Origin of the sequence: Burkholderia sp. Bp9099 (assembly GCF_003857805.1) — a bacterium.
GTDB lineage: Bacteria > Pseudomonadota > Gammaproteobacteria > Burkholderiales > Burkholderiaceae > Burkholderia.
Genome location: NZ_QTPU01000024.1, coordinates 63,073 through 78,405, shown reverse-complemented (window position 1 = coordinate 78,405; position 15,333 = coordinate 63,073). Strand labels below are relative to the sequence as shown.

Below are 15,333 nucleotides of genomic sequence, written 5' to 3'. Positions count from 1 at the left end.
TCGATACCGCGATGCAAGTTCAATCGATGCATTTCAAGGCGCGCGCCGGCCAGAAGCTGGCCGACCAGCGCCTGCAGCAGAACCTGAAGAAGCTGTCGACGAAGTTCGTGTCCGCGCGCGCCGATGCGATGACCGCGATCGACTTCCAGGCGACGCGCGCCGCGCTGAAGGCGCGCCGCAACCGTGCGCTGGAGAACCTCGACGTGTGGCTCGAGGCGTTCGAGCGCGAAGCGACGCGGCGCGGCACGACGGTGCTGTTCGCGGAAACGACCGCGGACGCCGCGCGGCTCGTCGCCGACATCGCGCGGCGCCACGACGTGAAGAAGGTCATCAAGACGAAGTCGATGGTGTCCGAGGAAATGCGCCTGAACGCGGTGCTTGCCGAGATGGGCGTGCAGTCGATCGAGACGGACCTCGGTGAATACATCCTGCAGATCAACGACAACGAGCCGCCGAGCCACATCATCGCGCCCGTCGTGCACAAGGACAAGGACGAGATCGCCGACCTGTTCGCGCGCACGCACCACCGCGAGCGGCTGACCGAGATTCCGGACATGACGCGCGAGGCGCGCGAGGTGCTGCGCCCGCATTTCCTGTCGGCCGACATGGGCGTGACGGGCGGCAACTTCGTGATCGCCGAGACGGGGTCGGTTGCGCTCGTCACGAACGAAGGCAACGAAGGGATGTGCACGGTGATGCCGCGCGTGCATGTCGCGGTGACGGGCATCGAGAAGGTGCTGCCGACGCTCGAGGATCTCGCGACCGCGATGCGTCTGCTGCCGCGTTCGGCGACCGGCCAGAAGACCTCGAACTACTTCTCGGTGCTGACCGGGCCGCGCGGCCCCGGCGACGAGGACGGCCCGGAACACAACTACGTGGTGCTCGTCGACGGCGGCCGCACGGGCCTGATCGGCGGCGAATTCCAGGAGATGCTGCGCTGCATCCGCTGCGGCGCGTGCATGAACCATTGCCCGGTGTACCAGAAGGTCGGCGGGCACGCGTACGGATGGGTCTATCCGGGCCCGATGGGGTCGGTATTGACGCCGAGCTACGTCGGGATCGACCGTGCGCTCGACCTGCCGCAGGCCGCGACGCTGTGCGGCGAATGCGACAGCGTGTGCCCGGCCGGAATCCCGCTGTCGCACCTGCTGCGCACGCTGCGCGAGAAACAGGTCGAGCGGCACCTGCGGCCGTGGCGCGAGCGCGCCGCGCTCGCCGCGTGGGGCTTTGTCGCGCGCCGGCCGCTCCTTTACGCGCTGACGACCAAGCTCGCGGTACGGATCCTCGAGCGGCTGGGCGGCAACGGCGGCACGCTGCGGCGCCTGCCGATGATGGGTGGCTGGATGGACACGCGCGACATGCCGACGCCGACCGGCCGGACGTTCCGCGAACTGTACGCGGCCTCGCAAAGCCACCTGGGCTGACGACTGTTCATCGGGTGGCAACAGTGCGTTCGCTATTCATGTATTTATCTTGATAGGTGCGGTCTATAGAATCCTGCCTGTAGTCCCCGGAATCGGGTTTCGGGGCATGAGGTCAAGGAGCCGCATCATGAAAAAGACAATATCGATGTACTGGCCGCTGGCAATCGTCGTTCCGCTCGCCGCGGCCGCTTATCTGCACGCGATGGCCGACGCGCCGGCGAGTGGACCGATCGCCGTTCACCAGGCATCGGCCGAGCTCGCGCGCGCGGTGTCGTTCGGTCTGGTCGACGACGCGGCGACACCGTTGCCGGCCGCATCCGGCGACGTCGTGCTCGCCGCACCCAAGGCGCTGTAAGGCACGCCGCCGTCGCTTTGCGCGGCGGCGCGATTCCGGGCGCCTTTGTATAATGGCGCGTTGTTCTCCCGCGCGGCTCGCCGCGGCTTTCCGATAGTGCGATGACCCGCGTTGCGATCTGTTTCGTCTGTCTCGGCAATATCTGCCGTTCGCCCACTGCAGAAGGCGTGATGCGCCACCAGGTGGACGCGGCCGGGCTGGCCGACCGGATCGAGGTCGATTCGGCCGGTACCGGCGACTGGCACGTCGGCGAGCCGCCCGACACGCGCGCGCAGGCGGCGGCCCGCACCCGCGGCTACGACCTGTCGGCGCTGCGGGCGCGGCAGGTGAGCGCGGCGGATTTCGAGCGGTTCGACCTGCTGCTGGCGATGGACGAAGCCAATCTCGCGGAATTGCGGCGGCGCTGCCCGCCCGGGCATCGCGACAAGGTGCGCCTCCTGATGGAATTCGCGCCGGGCGCGGCCGGGACCGAAGTGGACGATCCTTATTTCGGCGGCGCGCAGGGCTTCGAACAGGTGCTCGACCAGGTCGAGCGCGCGTGCGCGGGCCTGCTGGACACCCTCCGGAGCGGTACCGCACGCTGATCGTGGGGTATTCAGCGGTCTGCGAATACCCTGTCGAAGACATGGATACTTGACTAAAAACGTCAAATATTTATACTTGACCAAAATCGTCAAGATTGCAGTCCCCTAGACACCATGAGACTCACCACCAAAGGCCGTTTCGCCGTCACGGCGATGATTGACTTGGCACTGCGCCAGGAGCAGGGCCCGGTGACGCTTGCAGGCATCAGCCAGCGCCAGCGGATTTCGCTCTCGTATCTCGAACAGCTGTTCGGCAAGCTGCGCAGGCATGAAATCGTCGAATCCGTGCGCGGCCCGGGCGGCGGCTACAACCTCGCGCGTCGCGCGCAGGACGTCACCGTCGCCGACATCATCATCGCGGTCGATGAACCGCTCGACGCCACGCAGTGCGGCGGCAAAGGCACGTGCGACGGCTCGAAGCAGCCCGACGGCCATTGCATGACGCACGAGCTGTGGTCGACCCTGAACCAGAAAATGGTCGAATACCTCGATTCGGTATCGCTGCAGGATCTCGTCGATCAGCAGCGCGCACGCGAGGGTGCGCCCGCGGTGCTGCGCGACCGGCGCGCGCCGGAGCCCGCCGCGGCGCCGGCCGAACCGGTGCGCACGATGCCGCTCGGTCCCAATTCGGTGTTCAACATCGCGAGTTCGTGAGCGCGAACGCGCCGCACACCCCATAACGCACATAGTCCCTGCACAGAATACCCGGAGCGACAGATGACCCAAGAGACTCTCCACCTGCCCATCTACATGGATTACAGCGCGACGACGCCGGTCGACCCGCGCGTGGTCGACAAGATGGTGCCGTACCTGCGCGAGCAGTTCGGCAACCCGGCATCGCGCAGCCACGCGTACGGCTGGGATGCCGAGCGCGCGGTCGAGGAAGCGCGCGAACAGGTGGCTGCGCTCGTGAACGCGGATCCGCGCGAGATCATCTGGACGTCCGGCGCAACGGAATCGGACAACCTTGCGATCAAGGGTGCCGCGAACTTCTACAAGGGCAAGGGCAAGCACATCGTCACGGTGAAGACCGAGCACAAGGCCGTGCTCGACACCTGCCGCGAGCTCGAGCGCGACGGCTTCGAAGTCACCTATCTCGACGTGAAGGAAGACGGCCTGATCGACCTCGACGTGTTCAAGGCCGCGCTGCGCCCGGACACGATCCTCGTATCCGTGATGCACGTGAACAACGAGATCGGCGTGATCCAGGACATCGAGACGATCGGCGAGATCTGCCGCGAGAAGGGCATCGTGTTCCACGTGGACGCCGCACAGTCGACCGGCAAGGTCGAGATCGACCTCGCGAAGCTGAAGGTCGACCTGATGTCGTTCTCGGCGCACAAGACCTACGGCCCGAAGGGCATCGGCGCGCTGTACGTGCGTCGCAAGCCGCGCGTGCGCATCGAAGCGCAGATGCACGGCGGCGGCCACGAGCGCGGCATGCGTTCTGGCACGCTGGCGACGCACCAGATCGTCGGCATGGGCGAAGCGTTCCGCATCGCGCGTGAAGAAATGGCGACCGAGAACGAGCGCATCCGCATGCTGCGCGACAAGCTGCTGCGCGGCCTGTCGCAGATCGAGGAAACGTACGTGAACGGCGACATGGAGCACCGTGTCCCGCACAACCTGAACATCAGCTTCAACTTCGTCGAAGGCGAGTCGCTGATCATGGCGATCAAGGACGTCGCGGTGTCGTCGGGCTCGGCTTGCACGTCGGCGTCGCTGGAGCCGTCGTACGTGCTGCGTGCACTCGGCCGCAACGACGAACTCGCGCACAGCTCGATCCGCTTCACGGTCGGCCGCTTCACGACGGAGCAGGACGTCGACTTCGTGATCAACCTGCTGAACAGCAAGATCGCGAAGCTGCGCGAACTGTCGCCGCTCTGGGAAATGCACCAGGAAGGCATCGATCTGTCGACGATCGAATGGGCCGCACACTGAACACCGCATTGAATACATTCGCGGGCGGATTTGCGCACGCAGACGTAACGAGTCAAGGAGTTTGAGTCATGTCATACAGCAACAAGGTTCTGGATCACTACGAAAACCCGCGTAACGTCGGTTCGTTCGCGAAAGACGACGACGCGGTCGGCACGGGCATGGTCGGCGCGCCGGCCTGCGGCGACGTGATGAAGCTGCAGATCCGCGTCGGCGCGGACGGCGTGATCGAAGACGCGAAGTTCAAGACGTACGGTTGCGGCTCGGCCATCGCGTCGAGCTCGCTCGTGACCGAGTGGGTGAAGGGCAAGACCCTCGACGAGGCACTGTCGATCAAGAACACGCAGATCGCCGAAGAGCTGGCCCTGCCGCCGGTGAAGATTCACTGCTCGATTCTCGCGGAAGACGCGATCAAGGCAGCCGTGGCCGACTACAAGAAGCGCCACGACACCAAGGAAGGCGATCAGGCAGCAGCCTGAGCGGCATCGAGCGGCTTGTGAAGGATCGCGGCGGGCCCGGGTGGCGCGCCGCGGCAAGGACATCATGGCAATTACACTGACCGAAAAAGCAGCACAGCACGTCCAGAAATACCTCGTCCGTCGCGGCAAGGGTGTGGGCCTGCGGCTTGGCGTTCGCACGACCGGGTGCTCGGGGCTCGCGTACAAGCTCGAGTATGTCGACGAGCTGGCTCCCGAGGATCAGGTGTTCGAGAGCCATGGCGTGAAGGTCGTCGTCGACCCGAAGAGCCTCGCGTACATCGACGGCACCGAGCTCGACTTCGCACGCGAAGGCCTGAACGAGGGGTTCAAGTTCAACAACCCGAACGTGAAGGACGAGTGCGGCTGCGGCGAATCGTTCCGCGTGTGACGCGGGTTTCCGCGCGATGCGGGCAAGAGGCGGCACGGGCCGCCTTTTTAATGTGCGGCGTTTGCCGCGCGACGAACCGGAATTGAACGCGACGATGGTTTCGCTGAAAGACAGCCACTTCGATCTGTTTCACCTGCCGGCGCAATTCGCGCTCGACGAGACGGCGCTCGACAGCGCCTATCGCACGGTGCAGACGCAGGTGCACCCGGACCGCTTCGCGGCGGCCGGCGACGCGCAAAAGCGCATCGCGATGCAATGGGCGACCCGTGCGAACGAAGCCTACCGCACGCTGCGCGATCCGCTGAAGCGCGCGACCTATCTGCTGTCGCTGCGCGGCGTCGACATCGGTGCCGAAAACAACACCGCGATGGAGCCCGCGTTCCTGATGCAGCAGATGGAGTGGCGCGAAGGCATCGAGGATGCCGCGGCTGCCCGCAACGTCGACGCGCTCGATGCGCTGCTCGCCGAGCTGCGCGACGAAAAGCGCGTGCGCCTCGAGCGCCTCGGCACGCTGCTCGACAGCGCGGCCGACCAGGCCGCCGCCGAGGCCGTGCGCCAGCTGATGTTCATCGAACGGGTCGCGTCGGAAGTGGGCGCGCAGATCGAGCGCCTCGAAACTTAACCGCGTGCCTCGCGGCACGCGCAGCAAACGGGCCGAGCGCCCGAACGAACCAAGATGGCTTTACTGCAAATTTCCGAACCGGGCATGGCGCCGGCGCCGCACCAGCGGCGACTCGCTGTCGGGATCGATCTCGGCACGACGAACTCGCTCGTCGCGGCCGTGCGCAACAGCGTGCCCGAAGTGCTGCCGGACGAAGCGGGCCGCGCGCTGCTGCCGTCGGTGGTCCGTTATCTGGAGAAGGGCGGCCGCCGCATCGGTCACGAAGCGAAGGAGCAGGCCGCGACCGATCCGCGCAACACGATCGTGTCGGTCAAGCGCTTCATGGGCCGCGGCAAGGCCGAGGTCGAAGGCGCGGCGAACGCGCCGTACGAATTCGTCGATGCACCCGGCATGGTGCAGATCCGCACGATCGACGGCGTGAAGAGCCCGGTCGAAGTGTCGGCCGAGATTCTCGCGACGCTGCGTTACCGTGCGGAAGACACGCTCGGCGACGACCTGGTCGGCGCGGTGATCACGGTGCCCGCGTACTTCGACGACGCGCAGCGCCAGGCGACGAAGGACGCCGCGCGCCTCGCGGGCCTCAACGTGCTGCGCCTGTTGAACGAACCGACCGCGGCTGCGATCGCCTACGGTCTCGACAACGCGGCCGAAGGCCTCTACGCGGTGTACGACCTCGGCGGCGGCACGTTCGACCTGTCGATCCTGAAGCTGACGAAGGGCGTATTCGAAGTGCTGGCCGCGGGCGGCGATTCCGCACTCGGCGGCGACGATTTCGACCACGCGCTGTTCGGTCACGTACTTGCGCAGGCCGGCATCGACCCGAAGGCGCTCGCGCCCGAGGACGTGCGCCTGCTGCTCGATCGCGTGCGCGTGCTGAAGGAAGCGCTGTCGTCCGCGCCGCAGGCGTCGCTCGACGTGACGCTGTCGACCGGTGCACACCTCGTGCAGACGATCTCGCACGACACGTTCGCCGCGCTCGTCGAGCCGCTCGTGCAGCGTACGCTGACGCCGACCCGCAAGGCCCTGCGCGATGCGCAGGTGAGCCCGGCCGACATCAAGGGCGTCGTGCTGGTCGGCGGCGCGACGCGCATGCCGGTGATCCGCGAGGCGGTCGCGAAGTATTTCGGCCAGCCGCCGCTCGTCAACCTCGATCCGGACCAGGTCGTCGCGCTCGGCGCGGCGATCCAGGCCGACCTGCTCGCCGGCAATCGCGGCAGCGGCGACGACTGGCTGCTGCTCGACGTGATCCCGCTGTCGCTCGGCGTCGAGACGATGGGCGGTCTCGTCGAGAAGATCATTCCGCGCAATTCGACGATTCCGATCGCGCGTGCGCAGGAATTCACGACCTTCAAGGACGGCCAGACCGCGATGGCAATCCACGTCGTGCAGGGCGAGCGCGAGCTCGTCGCCGACTGCCGCTCGCTCGCGCGCTTCGAGCTGCGCGGCATCCCGCCGATGACGGCCGGTGCGGCGCGCATCCGCGTGACCTACCAGGTCGATGCGGACGGGCTGCTGTCGGTGTTTGCGCGCGAGCAGCATTCGGGCGTCGAGGCGTCGGTCGTCGTGAAGCCGTCGTACGGCCTCGCCGACGACGACATCGCGAAGATGCTCGAGGACAGCTTCAAGACCGCCGAGATCGACATGCGGGCACGCGCGCTGCGCGAAGCGCAGGTCGAGGCCGAGCGGATGATCGAGGCGACGCAGGCGGCGCTGGCGGCCGACGGCGAATTGCTCGACGACGCCGAACGCACGCAGGTCGACGCGCTCGTCGCGGCGCTGCGCACGATCGCGCAGGGCGACGACACGGACGCGATCGAGACCGCGACCAAGACGCTGGCCGACGGCACCGACGAATTCGCGGCGCGCCGGATGGACAAGAGCATCAAGCGCGCACTGTCGGGCCGCCGCCTCGACGAGATCTGAACGAACGAACTGCATGCGGGCCGGCGACGGCCCGCACGATATTGAACCGTGCGGCGCCAGCCGCCGCACCCTGACTGACGGAACGGACATGCCTCAACTGGTGGTGCTGCCTCACGTCGAACTGTGCCCGGACGGCGCAGTGATCGACGCGACGCCCGGCAAGAGTATTTGCGACAACCTGCTCGACCACGGGATCGAGATCGAGCATGCGTGCGAGAAGTCGTGCGCGTGCACGACCTGCCACGTGGTGATCCGCGAGGGCTTCAACGATCTCGAGCCGTCCGAGGAGGACGAAGACGACCTGCTCGACAAGGCATGGGGCCTCGAGCCGACATCACGCCTGTCGTGCCAGGCGATCGTGAAGGAAGATTCGGACCTGGTGGTCGAGATCCCGAAGTACTCGATCAACCACGCGAAGGAAAATCACTGACGGATCGGCGGGGCGGACTCGCCACGTATACGGGAGAGCAGGCCATGAAATGGACCGATTCGCGCGAAATCGCCATCGCGCTGGCAGAGAAGCATCCGGACGTCGATCCGCAGCGGGTCAATTTCGTCGACCTGCGCCAATGGGTCATCGAGCTGGACGGCTTCACCGACGACCCGGCGCACTCGGGCGAGAAGATCCTCGAAGCGATCCAGGCCCACTGGATCGACGAATCGGACTTCGACGACGAAGACTGAGGTTCGCGCCGACGCCCGCACCGCGTGGCGCCGGCAACGCTCCCGCAAAAGGAAAAGGCTCGTGACGCGTCACGAGCCTTTTTCATTTCCGCGCGGCGCAAGAGCCGCGCGGCGATTCGTCATGCATTACGAGCCGACCAGCGTGCCGTTCTCGATCCGCACGCGCTGGCCCTGGCCGAACGGCGGCGGGTTGTGGTACGTGAACGTGCGCGTCGCGCCGCTTTCCATCTGGACCTGCACCTGGTAGTCGGTTTCCGCGCGCACCTGCTTCTCGACCTGGTTGCCGGCGAGACCGCCGCCGAGCGCGCCGATGATCGTCATCGCGGTGCGGCCGTTGCCGTGACCGAACTGGTTGCCGAGCAGGCCGCCGGCCGCTGCGCCGCCGACCGCGCCGATCCCCGAGCTCTGGCCCGGCGTGCGCGTCTGCGTGATCGCGACGACCGTGCCGCAGGTCTGGCAATAGGCCGGCTGCGCGGGTGCGGACGGCTGTTGCGCGTATTGCGGCGGTTGCGGTGCCGGCGTATGGCGGTGGTGCGTGGCTGCCGGGCGCGGCGCGGGCCGCGGCTCGGCTTGTGCCGCAGCTGCTTTCTCAGCAGCGGCTTTCTCGGCCGCAGCCTTCTGCGCGGCCTGTTCGGCTGCCTGCTGCTGCGCTTGCGCGGCGAGCGCGGCGCTGGCTGCCGCGGCCGTATCGACGGCCGGCTGCGACGCGATCAGCGCGGCCTGGGTCTGGCCGTTCTGCGCGTTGTTGCTGCTGGCCTTCGGGAAGATGCCCGTGATCGCGGCAGTGGCGGCGAGGCTGGCGACGATGACGGCGCCTGCGGCGGTCGCGATGAGCGGGTGCAGGCGTTGCTTTTGCGGCGTGGTTTGATTCTGGTTGTCCATTTTCTTCTCCGGTGTCGACCCGGTTTCGCACGTTGGCGCTGGCCGGATCCCACGCTCGGGAGCGAGCAGACTTGGCGTTCCGGCGCCTCGTTCTGGTCCCGTGGTCATGCGTGGTGACGCAACAGGAGTGTCGTCCACGAGCGAGCGGCGCACCGTATCAAGGTGTAACGAATTGCAGCGCGGGATCGGCGTTTGCTACAGGGAAAACCCGGAGAAGGCCGTCGCGACGAGGGAATAAAACGGGGGAGGATCGAAAACCGGTGAACGCCGGCAGGCGGGATTTACGCGTGGTTACAAAGCTGACGCGTGCGCGCCGCAGGGCGCGGCGCACACGCTGGCACGCCGTCAGTCTTCGCGGCGCAGGTGCGGGAACAGCAGCACGTCGCGGATCGTCGGGCTGTCGGTCAGCAGCATCACGAGACGGTCGATGCCGATCCCGCAACCGCCCGTCGGCGGCATCCCGTGTTCGAGCGCGCGGATGTAGTCGGCGTCGAAGAACATCGCTTCCTCGTCGCCGGCATCCTTCTGCTCGACCTGCTTCTTGAAGCGCGCGGCCTGGTCTTCCGGATCGTTCAGCTCCGAGAAGCCGTTCGCGATCTCGCGGCCGGTCATGAACAGCTCGAAACGCTCGGTGATGCCCGGCACCGTGTCCGACGCGCGTGCGAGCGGCGACACTTCGACCGGGTAGTCGATGATGTAGGTCGGCTCCCACAGCTGCGATTCGGCGGTTTCCTCGAACAGCGCGAGCTGCAGCGCGCCGATGCCGGCGTTCAGGAAGGCCGGCTGCGACACGTCGACGCCGAGGCGCTTCAGTTCGGAACGCAGGAACGCGTCGTCCGACAGCTGGCCGTCGGTGTACTGCGGCGCGTACTTTTGGATCGCCTGCGTGATCGTCAGGCGGTGGAACGGCTTCGCGAGATCGAGCTCGCGGCCCTGGTACTGGATCGTCGCGGTGCCGAGCGCATCGATCGCCGCCTGGCGGATCAGCTGCTCGGTGAAGTCCATCAGCCAGCGGTAGTCGGTGTACGCGGCGTAGAACTCCATCATCGTGAATTCCGGGTTGTGGCGCGGCGACACGCCTTCATTCCGGAAGTTGCGGTTGATCTCGAACACGCGTTCGAAACCGCCGACGATCAGGCGCTTCAGGTACAGCTCCGGCGCGATGCGCAAGAACATCTGCATGTCGAGCGCGTTGTGGTGCGTGACGAACGGCTTGGCCGCGGCGCCGCCCGGGATCGGGTGCAGCATCGGCGTCTCGACTTCCATGAAGTCGGCGTTGTCCATGAACTTGCGGATCGACGCGATGGTCTTGGTGCGCGCGCGGAACGTGTCGCGCGTTTCCGGCGTGACGATCAGGTCGACATAGCGCTGGCGATAGCGCATTTCCTGGTCGGCGAGGCCGTGGAACTTGTCCGGCAGCGGACGCAGCGCCTTCGACAGCAGGCGCAGTTCCTTGCACTGGACCGACAGCTCGCCCTTGTTGGTGCGGAACAGCACGCCGCGTGCGGCGACGATGTCGCCCAGGTCCCACTTCTTGAATGCGTCGTAGGTTTCCGCGCCGACGTCGTTCGGCGTCACGAAGAACTGGATCTGGCCCGAACCGTCCTGCACCGTCGCGAAGCTCGCCTTGCCCATCACGCGCTTGAGCATCATGCGGCCGGCGACCGACACCTCGACCGGGTTCGCTTCGAGCGCGGCCTTGTCCGAGTCGGCGAATTTCACCTGGAGATCGGCGGCGTGATGCGTCGGCCGGAAATCGTTCGGATAGGCGACGCCTTGCTCGCGCAGTGCGCGCAGCTTCTCGCGGCGCTCGGCGATGATCTGGTTTTCGTCCGCCGCGACGGCGGGCTGCGTTTGGGTCGGTTCGGTCATGATGGTCGGAATTCGGAGTGGGTGCGGCAACGCAACGGGAAGGGCGGCGCGACCGGAGGGGCCGCGCCGCGGCGCTTACACGCCCTGTTTGAGGCTCGCGCTGATGAAGTCGTCGAGATCGCCGTCGAGGACGGCTCTCGTGTTGCTCATTTCGACGTTCGTGCGCAGGTCCTTCACGCGGCTCTGGTCGAGCACGTACGAACGGATCTGGTGGCCCCAGCCCACATCGGTCTTGCTCGATTCGAGCTTGTCCTGTTCGGCCTGGCGCTTGCGCATTTCGACTTCGTACAGGCGCGATTTCAGCATCGCCATTGCTTCGGCGCGGTTGCGGTGCTGCGAGCGGTCGTTCTGGCACTGCACGACGATACCGGTCGGCATGTGCGTGATCCGCACCGCGGAGTCGGTCTTGTTGATGTGCTGGCCGCCCGCGCCCGATGCGCGGTACGTGTCGATGCGCAGGTCGGCCGGGTTGATCTCGACTTCGATCGAATCGTCGATTTCCGGATAGACGAACACCGACGAGAACGACGTGTGACGGCCGCCCGACGAGTCGAACGGCGACTTGCGCACGAGGCGATGGATGCCCGTTTCGGTGCGCAGGAAGCCGTATGCGTATTCGCCCGTGACCTTGACCGTCGCGTTCTTGATGCCGGCGACGTCGCCGTCGGACTCTTCGAGCACCTCGGCCTTGAAGCCCTTGCGTTCGCAGTAGCGCAGGTACTGGCGCAGCAGCATCGATGCCCAGTCGCACGCCTCGGTGCCGCCGGCGCCGGCCTGGATGTCGATGAAGCAGTTGTTCGGGTCGGCCGGGTTCGAGAACATCCGGCGGAACTCGATGTCGCCGACGCGTGCTTCGAGCTTCTTCGCGTCGTCTTCCGATGCGACGAGGGTGTCTTCGTCGCCTTCCTCGCGTGCGAGCTCGAACAGGTCGAGCGCATCGCGCAGGTCGCTATCGAGCGCCGTCAGCGTCGTGACGACGCCTTCGAGCAGCTTTTTCTCGCGGCCGAGCGCCTGGGCGTTCTTCGAATCGTTCCAGACGTTCGGGTCCTCGAGTTCCTTGTTGACTTCGGTCAGACGCGCAGCTTTGGCGTCGTAGTCAAAGATACCCCCGAAGCTCGCCCGCGCGGTTGCGCAGGTCGAGCAGGGAGCTTTCGATCGCGTTGAGACGTTCCGCTTCCATGATCGTTCGCTGTTCTTGCTTCGTAAAAAAGCGGAATTATAGCCGATCGGCAGGGTTTCCCGGTGACGCGGAGTGTGCTTGCGCGCGCGCCGCGGCCCCGTCCGGCGCGGCGCGCATGTGGTCCGCATGGTTCGCACATGGCCCGCGGGCGCCGCGGGCCGGGTGGCCGGCCGGTCGGCGCTCAGCCGGCCGCGTGTTCGACGATCAGCTGGACGCGCGTCACGCCGTTCCACGTGTCGGCCACGAGGCGGTACGCGATCAGCGCGCTCGCCGGCAGCGGCTCGGTGTGGTTGAACCAGATCGCGTTGAAGCGCTGGCGGCCGCGCGCCAGTTGCAGCTTCAGGTGCTTTTCCTTCACGAGCGACTGCGACACGACGTCGAATTCGCCGGAGAAAAGCGGGGCCGGAAAGCCCTGGCCCCAGACGGCTTCGTCGAGCAACCCGACGAACTGCGGCGTGAAATACGCTTCCTCGAGTTCGCCGTCGGTCTCGATCACGCGCGCCAGCGCGTCGTCGGACAGCCATTCGCGCGCGACGGCCTCGAACGCGGCCGCGAAGCGCGGCACGTTGTCGGTGTCGAGCGTGAGACCGGCCGCCATCGCGTGGCCGCCGAACGCGACGATCAGGTCGGGCTCGCGCTTCGACACGAGGTCGAGCGCATCGCGCAGGTGGAAGCCGGGAATCGAGCGGCCCGAACCCTTGACCCGCGTGCCGGCCTCGTCCGCATGCGCGAACGTGAACGACGGGCGGTGGAATTTCTCCTTGAGCCGTCCGGCGACGATGCCGATCACGCCCTGGTGCCACTCGGGATTGAACAGCGTGATCGTGCATGCGTCGGCCGGATCGACGTCGGCGAGATCGGCGAGCGCCTGCTGCTGCATGCCGGCCTCGATCTCGCGGCGCTCGCGGTTCATCACGTCGAGCTGCTGCGCGAGGTCCCACGCGCGGCCGATGTCGTCGGTGATCAGGCACTCGATGCCGAGCGACATGTCCGAGAGCCGCCCCGCAGCGTTCAGGCGCGGGCCGAGGCCGAAGCCGAGGTCGAAGCCCGATGCGGTGCGCGCCTCGCGGCCGGCGGCGCGGAACAGCGCGGCGATACCCGGCTGCATGCGGCCGTTGCGGATGCGCTGCAGCCCCTGTGCGACGAGCACGCGGTTGTTGCCGTCGAGCCGCACCACGTCGGCGACGGTGCCAAGCGCGACGAGGTCGAGCAGCCCGTCGAGACGCGGTTCGGTCTCCTTGCTCGCGAATGCGCCGCGGCGGCGCAGCTCGGCGCGCAGCGCGAGCAGCACGTAGAACATCACGCCGACGCCGGCGATGTGCTTGCTCGGGAACGCGCAGCCGGGCTGGTTCGGGTTGACGATCGCGCGTGCGGCGGGCAGCGCGTCGCCGGGCAGGTGGTGGTCGGTCACGAGCACGTCGATGCCGCGTGCGTTCGCGGCCTCGACGCCCGCGACGCTCGCGATCCCGTTGTCGACGGTGATCAGCAGGTCGGGCTTGCGCGCGGCCGCGAGTTCGACGATCTCGGGCGTGAGCCCGTAGCCGTATTCGAAGCGGTTCGGCACCAGGTAGTCGATTTGCGCGCCGAACATCCGCAGGCCGCGCACCGCGACCGCGCTGGCGGTCGCGCCGTCGCAGTCGTAGTCGGCGACGACCAGCAGGCGCCGCTGGTCGGCGATCGCGTCGGCGAGCAGCGCCGCGGCGTCCGCGCAGCCTTTCAGTTCGGTGGGCGGCACGAGGCGCGCGAGCGCCGTCTCGATGTCGGTCGGGGACTGCACGCCGCGCGACGCGTACAGGCGCGCGAGGACGGGATGCAGGCCGTGGCGCGCGAGCGCTTCGGCGTCGGCGGGCGCGACGGGGCGGGTAACGATCCGGGTCATACAGGTCGGGTTATTCGAACAGGGATGCCAGCGCGCGGCGGCGCCAGAACTTGCGCAGGTCGCCGCGCGTCGCTTGCAGCGTCACGGAGCTGGTGTCGCCGCACAGCGTGAAGTCGACGCCGGCCAGCTCGCCGTTCTGCAGCGCGGCGAGGGCGGGCGCGAACCAGTCGCGCTCGAGCGCGGCGAGCGCGTCGTGCCAGCGTGCCCAGTCCTGTTCGATGAACGGGGCGGACAGCGTGGGCAGCTCGACGAGCGTCGCGCCGGCGGCGGCGGGTAGTGCGCCGAATGCGGCCGGCACGGCGCCGGCCTCGGCCTGCGCCGCGCGCGCGAGGCCGAGCGCGGCGGGCGACACGGACAGCACGCGCGCGAACGGCTTGCCGACCGGCTTCAGCGTGCCCTGCGCGTGGAACCAGATCGAATTGACGGCGGGCAACCCGCGCGCTTCGCGCGCTTCGTTGACCGGATGCTGGAACCACGCCATCTGCACTTCGTTCTGCAGCTTCATCCACATCCGCGAGCGTTCGCCGGTGTGCGCCTCGTGCGGCAACCAGATCTCGATGTTGCGGCCGCTGGCGCGCAGCGGCGCGGCGCCGGCGAGGCGGGCGAGCTGCTCGCTGGACAGGTACCAGCGCGCCGGATGCGGCGCTTCCAGTCGCACGCCGAGCTCCTCGATCAGCGGGCGCGCGACCGCCAGCAACGCGGCGGCGTCGCCGTCGTCGAGCGCGAGGCTCGCCGGGTCGACGAGCACGAGGTGATCGTGCGCGATTTCGACGTGAACCGGCTCGACGCATGCCCAGGCCTGGGTGCCCGGGTCGCCGCCGTCCGCCAGCAGCATGTAGGGCGCGAGCGGTGCCTCGTCGGCGGCGTTGCCCTGGGTCGCGCCGAACCGGCGGGCCAGCCAGCGCTCGTGCGGCAGCGTGCGCTGGAAGTCCTCGCCGGCCACGCGCTCGACGAGGCTCGCGCGGGCGAGCAACTTTTCGAGCGCGGGGCTGTCCAGCGTGTGCAGGGACGAGGCCGCATCGGCCGCCGACGGCAGCGCGAACGGAACGAGAAAATGGAGGCGTCGGTCGTGCATGATGGTGCGCATTGTATGGCAAACTGCGCGCGTGATCGGGCCGGCTGA

Annotated in this window: 16 protein-coding genes; 11 read left to right on the top strand and 5 right to left on the bottom strand. The window is 67.4% G+C overall.

The genetic code is table 11. From position 1 onward, the window contains the following. Positions 1 to 11: 11 nt before the first annotated feature. The 11 genes from DIE17_RS26485 to iscX all read left to right on the top strand — a co-directional run bounded on the left by DIE17_RS26485 (position 12) and on the right by iscX (position 8,397). Entirely contained in the window at positions 12 to 1,424 is a 1,413-nt protein-coding gene (locus DIE17_RS26485; RefSeq protein WP_044848194.1) for a lactate utilization protein B, read from the top strand. Positions 1,425 to 1,551: 127 nt separating this feature from the next. Continuing rightward, the gene (locus DIE17_RS26480) at positions 1,552 to 1,779 is read left to right on the top strand and encodes a hypothetical protein (protein ID WP_124488312.1); all 228 of its coding nucleotides are present in this window, start codon (positions 1,552 to 1,554) and stop codon (positions 1,777 to 1,779) included. Positions 1,780 to 1,880: 101 nt separating this feature from the next. After that, positions 1,881 to 2,363, top strand: coding sequence for a low molecular weight protein-tyrosine-phosphatase (locus DIE17_RS26475; protein WP_124522154.1), 483 nt, complete (start codon positions 1,881 to 1,883; stop codon positions 2,361 to 2,363). A 114-nt stretch (positions 2,364 to 2,477) separates the two neighbouring features. Continuing rightward, positions 2,478 to 3,017 (top strand): Fe-S cluster assembly transcriptional regulator IscR, encoded by a 540-nt coding sequence (gene iscR, locus DIE17_RS26470; protein WP_006760276.1) that lies wholly within the window; start codon positions 2,478 to 2,480, stop codon positions 3,015 to 3,017. Between the two features lie 63 nt (positions 3,018 to 3,080). Further along, positions 3,081 to 4,304 (top strand): IscS subfamily cysteine desulfurase, encoded by a 1,224-nt coding sequence (locus DIE17_RS26465; RefSeq protein ID WP_044848191.1) that lies wholly within the window; start codon positions 3,081 to 3,083, stop codon positions 4,302 to 4,304. 68 nt (positions 4,305 to 4,372) lie between these two features. Beyond that, a complete protein-coding gene (iscU, locus tag DIE17_RS26460; protein ID WP_009691729.1) occupies positions 4,373 to 4,780 on the top strand; it encodes a Fe-S cluster assembly scaffold IscU in 408 nt (135 codons plus the stop codon). A 64-nt stretch (positions 4,781 to 4,844) separates the two neighbouring features. Beyond that, on the top strand, positions 4,845 to 5,168 hold the full coding sequence (iscA, locus tag DIE17_RS26455; protein WP_011885413.1) for an iron-sulfur cluster assembly protein IscA: 324 nt from the start codon (positions 4,845 to 4,847) through the stop codon (positions 5,166 to 5,168). Positions 5,169 to 5,262: 94 nt separating this feature from the next. Then, positions 5,263 to 5,790: a Fe-S protein assembly co-chaperone HscB gene (gene hscB, locus DIE17_RS26450; protein WP_044848201.1), complete on the top strand. Its 528-nt coding sequence runs from the start codon at positions 5,263 to 5,265 to the stop codon at positions 5,788 to 5,790. Between the two features lie 54 nt (positions 5,791 to 5,844). After that, the gene (hscA, locus tag DIE17_RS26445; protein WP_124522152.1) at positions 5,845 to 7,713 is read left to right on the top strand and encodes a Fe-S protein assembly chaperone HscA; all 1,869 of its coding nucleotides are present in this window, start codon (positions 5,845 to 5,847) and stop codon (positions 7,711 to 7,713) included. An 88-nt stretch (positions 7,714 to 7,801) separates the two neighbouring features. Beyond that, on the top strand, positions 7,802 to 8,143 hold the full coding sequence (gene fdx, locus DIE17_RS26440) for an ISC system 2Fe-2S type ferredoxin (protein WP_044848189.1): 342 nt from the start codon (positions 7,802 to 7,804) through the stop codon (positions 8,141 to 8,143). Positions 8,144 to 8,187: 44 nt separating this feature from the next. Beyond that, complete coding sequence (gene iscX / locus DIE17_RS26435) at positions 8,188 to 8,397, top strand: Fe-S cluster assembly protein IscX (RefSeq protein ID WP_124522150.1); 210 nt, start codon at positions 8,188 to 8,190, stop codon at positions 8,395 to 8,397. Between the two features lie 126 nt (positions 8,398 to 8,523). Here iscX and DIE17_RS26430 read toward each other — a convergent pair whose 3' ends face one another. The 5 genes from DIE17_RS26430 to DIE17_RS26410 all read right to left on the bottom strand — a co-directional run bounded on the left by DIE17_RS26430 (position 8,524) and on the right by DIE17_RS26410 (position 15,297). Continuing rightward, positions 8,524 to 9,279, bottom strand: coding sequence for a glycine zipper 2TM domain-containing protein (locus DIE17_RS26430; protein ID WP_124522148.1), 756 nt, complete (start codon positions 9,277 to 9,279; stop codon positions 8,524 to 8,526). A gap of 345 nt (positions 9,280 to 9,624) precedes the next feature. Continuing rightward, on the bottom strand, positions 9,625 to 11,151 hold the full coding sequence (lysS, locus tag DIE17_RS26425) for a lysine--tRNA ligase (RefSeq protein ID WP_124488307.1): 1,527 nt from the start codon (positions 11,149 to 11,151) through the stop codon (positions 9,625 to 9,627). Between the two features lie 75 nt (positions 11,152 to 11,226). After that, positions 11,227 to 12,331 (bottom strand): peptide chain release factor 2 gene (gene prfB / locus DIE17_RS26420; RefSeq protein ID WP_124488306.1). Its coding sequence is split into 2 segments (ribosomal slippage): positions 11,227 to 12,249 and positions 12,251 to 12,331, totalling 1,104 coding nucleotides; the frame shifts between segments, so codons are not numbered across the junction. Positions 12,332 to 12,512: 181 nt separating this feature from the next. Beyond that, positions 12,513 to 14,210, bottom strand: coding sequence for a single-stranded-DNA-specific exonuclease RecJ (gene recJ / locus DIE17_RS26415; protein WP_124522147.1), 1,698 nt, complete (start codon positions 14,208 to 14,210; stop codon positions 12,513 to 12,515). Positions 14,211 to 14,220: 10 nt separating this feature from the next. After that, positions 14,221 to 15,297, bottom strand: coding sequence for a regulator (locus DIE17_RS26410; protein WP_185500419.1), 1,077 nt, complete (start codon positions 15,295 to 15,297; stop codon positions 14,221 to 14,223). Positions 15,298 to 15,333 lie beyond the last annotated feature (36 nt).

Coding starts and splice junctions, on each gene's coding strand:
- DIE17_RS26485 (WP_044848194.1), top strand. CDS start 12: ATGCAAGTTCAATCGATGCATTTCAAGGCGCGCGCCGGCCAGAAGCTG.
- DIE17_RS26480 (WP_124488312.1), top strand. CDS start 1,552: ATGAAAAAGACAATATCGATGTACTGGCCGCTGGCAATCGTCGTTCCG.
- DIE17_RS26475 (WP_124522154.1), top strand. CDS start 1,881: ATGACCCGCGTTGCGATCTGTTTCGTCTGTCTCGGCAATATCTGCCGT.
- iscR (WP_006760276.1), top strand. CDS start 2,478: ATGAGACTCACCACCAAAGGCCGTTTCGCCGTCACGGCGATGATTGAC.
- DIE17_RS26465 (WP_044848191.1), top strand. CDS start 3,081: ATGACCCAAGAGACTCTCCACCTGCCCATCTACATGGATTACAGCGCG.
- iscU (WP_009691729.1), top strand. CDS start 4,373: ATGTCATACAGCAACAAGGTTCTGGATCACTACGAAAACCCGCGTAAC.
- iscA (WP_011885413.1), top strand. CDS start 4,845: ATGGCAATTACACTGACCGAAAAAGCAGCACAGCACGTCCAGAAATAC.
- hscB (WP_044848201.1), top strand. CDS start 5,263: ATGGTTTCGCTGAAAGACAGCCACTTCGATCTGTTTCACCTGCCGGCG.
- hscA (WP_124522152.1), top strand. CDS start 5,845: ATGGCTTTACTGCAAATTTCCGAACCGGGCATGGCGCCGGCGCCGCAC.
- fdx (WP_044848189.1), top strand. CDS start 7,802: ATGCCTCAACTGGTGGTGCTGCCTCACGTCGAACTGTGCCCGGACGGC.
- iscX (WP_124522150.1), top strand. CDS start 8,188: ATGAAATGGACCGATTCGCGCGAAATCGCCATCGCGCTGGCAGAGAAG.
- DIE17_RS26430 (WP_124522148.1), bottom strand. CDS start 9,279: ATGGACAACCAGAATCAAACCACGCCGCAAAAGCAACGCCTGCACCCG.
- lysS (WP_124488307.1), bottom strand. CDS start 11,151: ATGACCGAACCGACCCAAACGCAGCCCGCCGTCGCGGCGGACGAAAAC.
- recJ (WP_124522147.1), bottom strand. CDS start 14,210: ATGACCCGGATCGTTACCCGCCCCGTCGCGCCCGCCGACGCCGAAGCG.
- DIE17_RS26410 (WP_185500419.1), bottom strand. CDS start 15,297: ATGCGCACCATCATGCACGACCGACGCCTCCATTTTCTCGTTCCGTTC.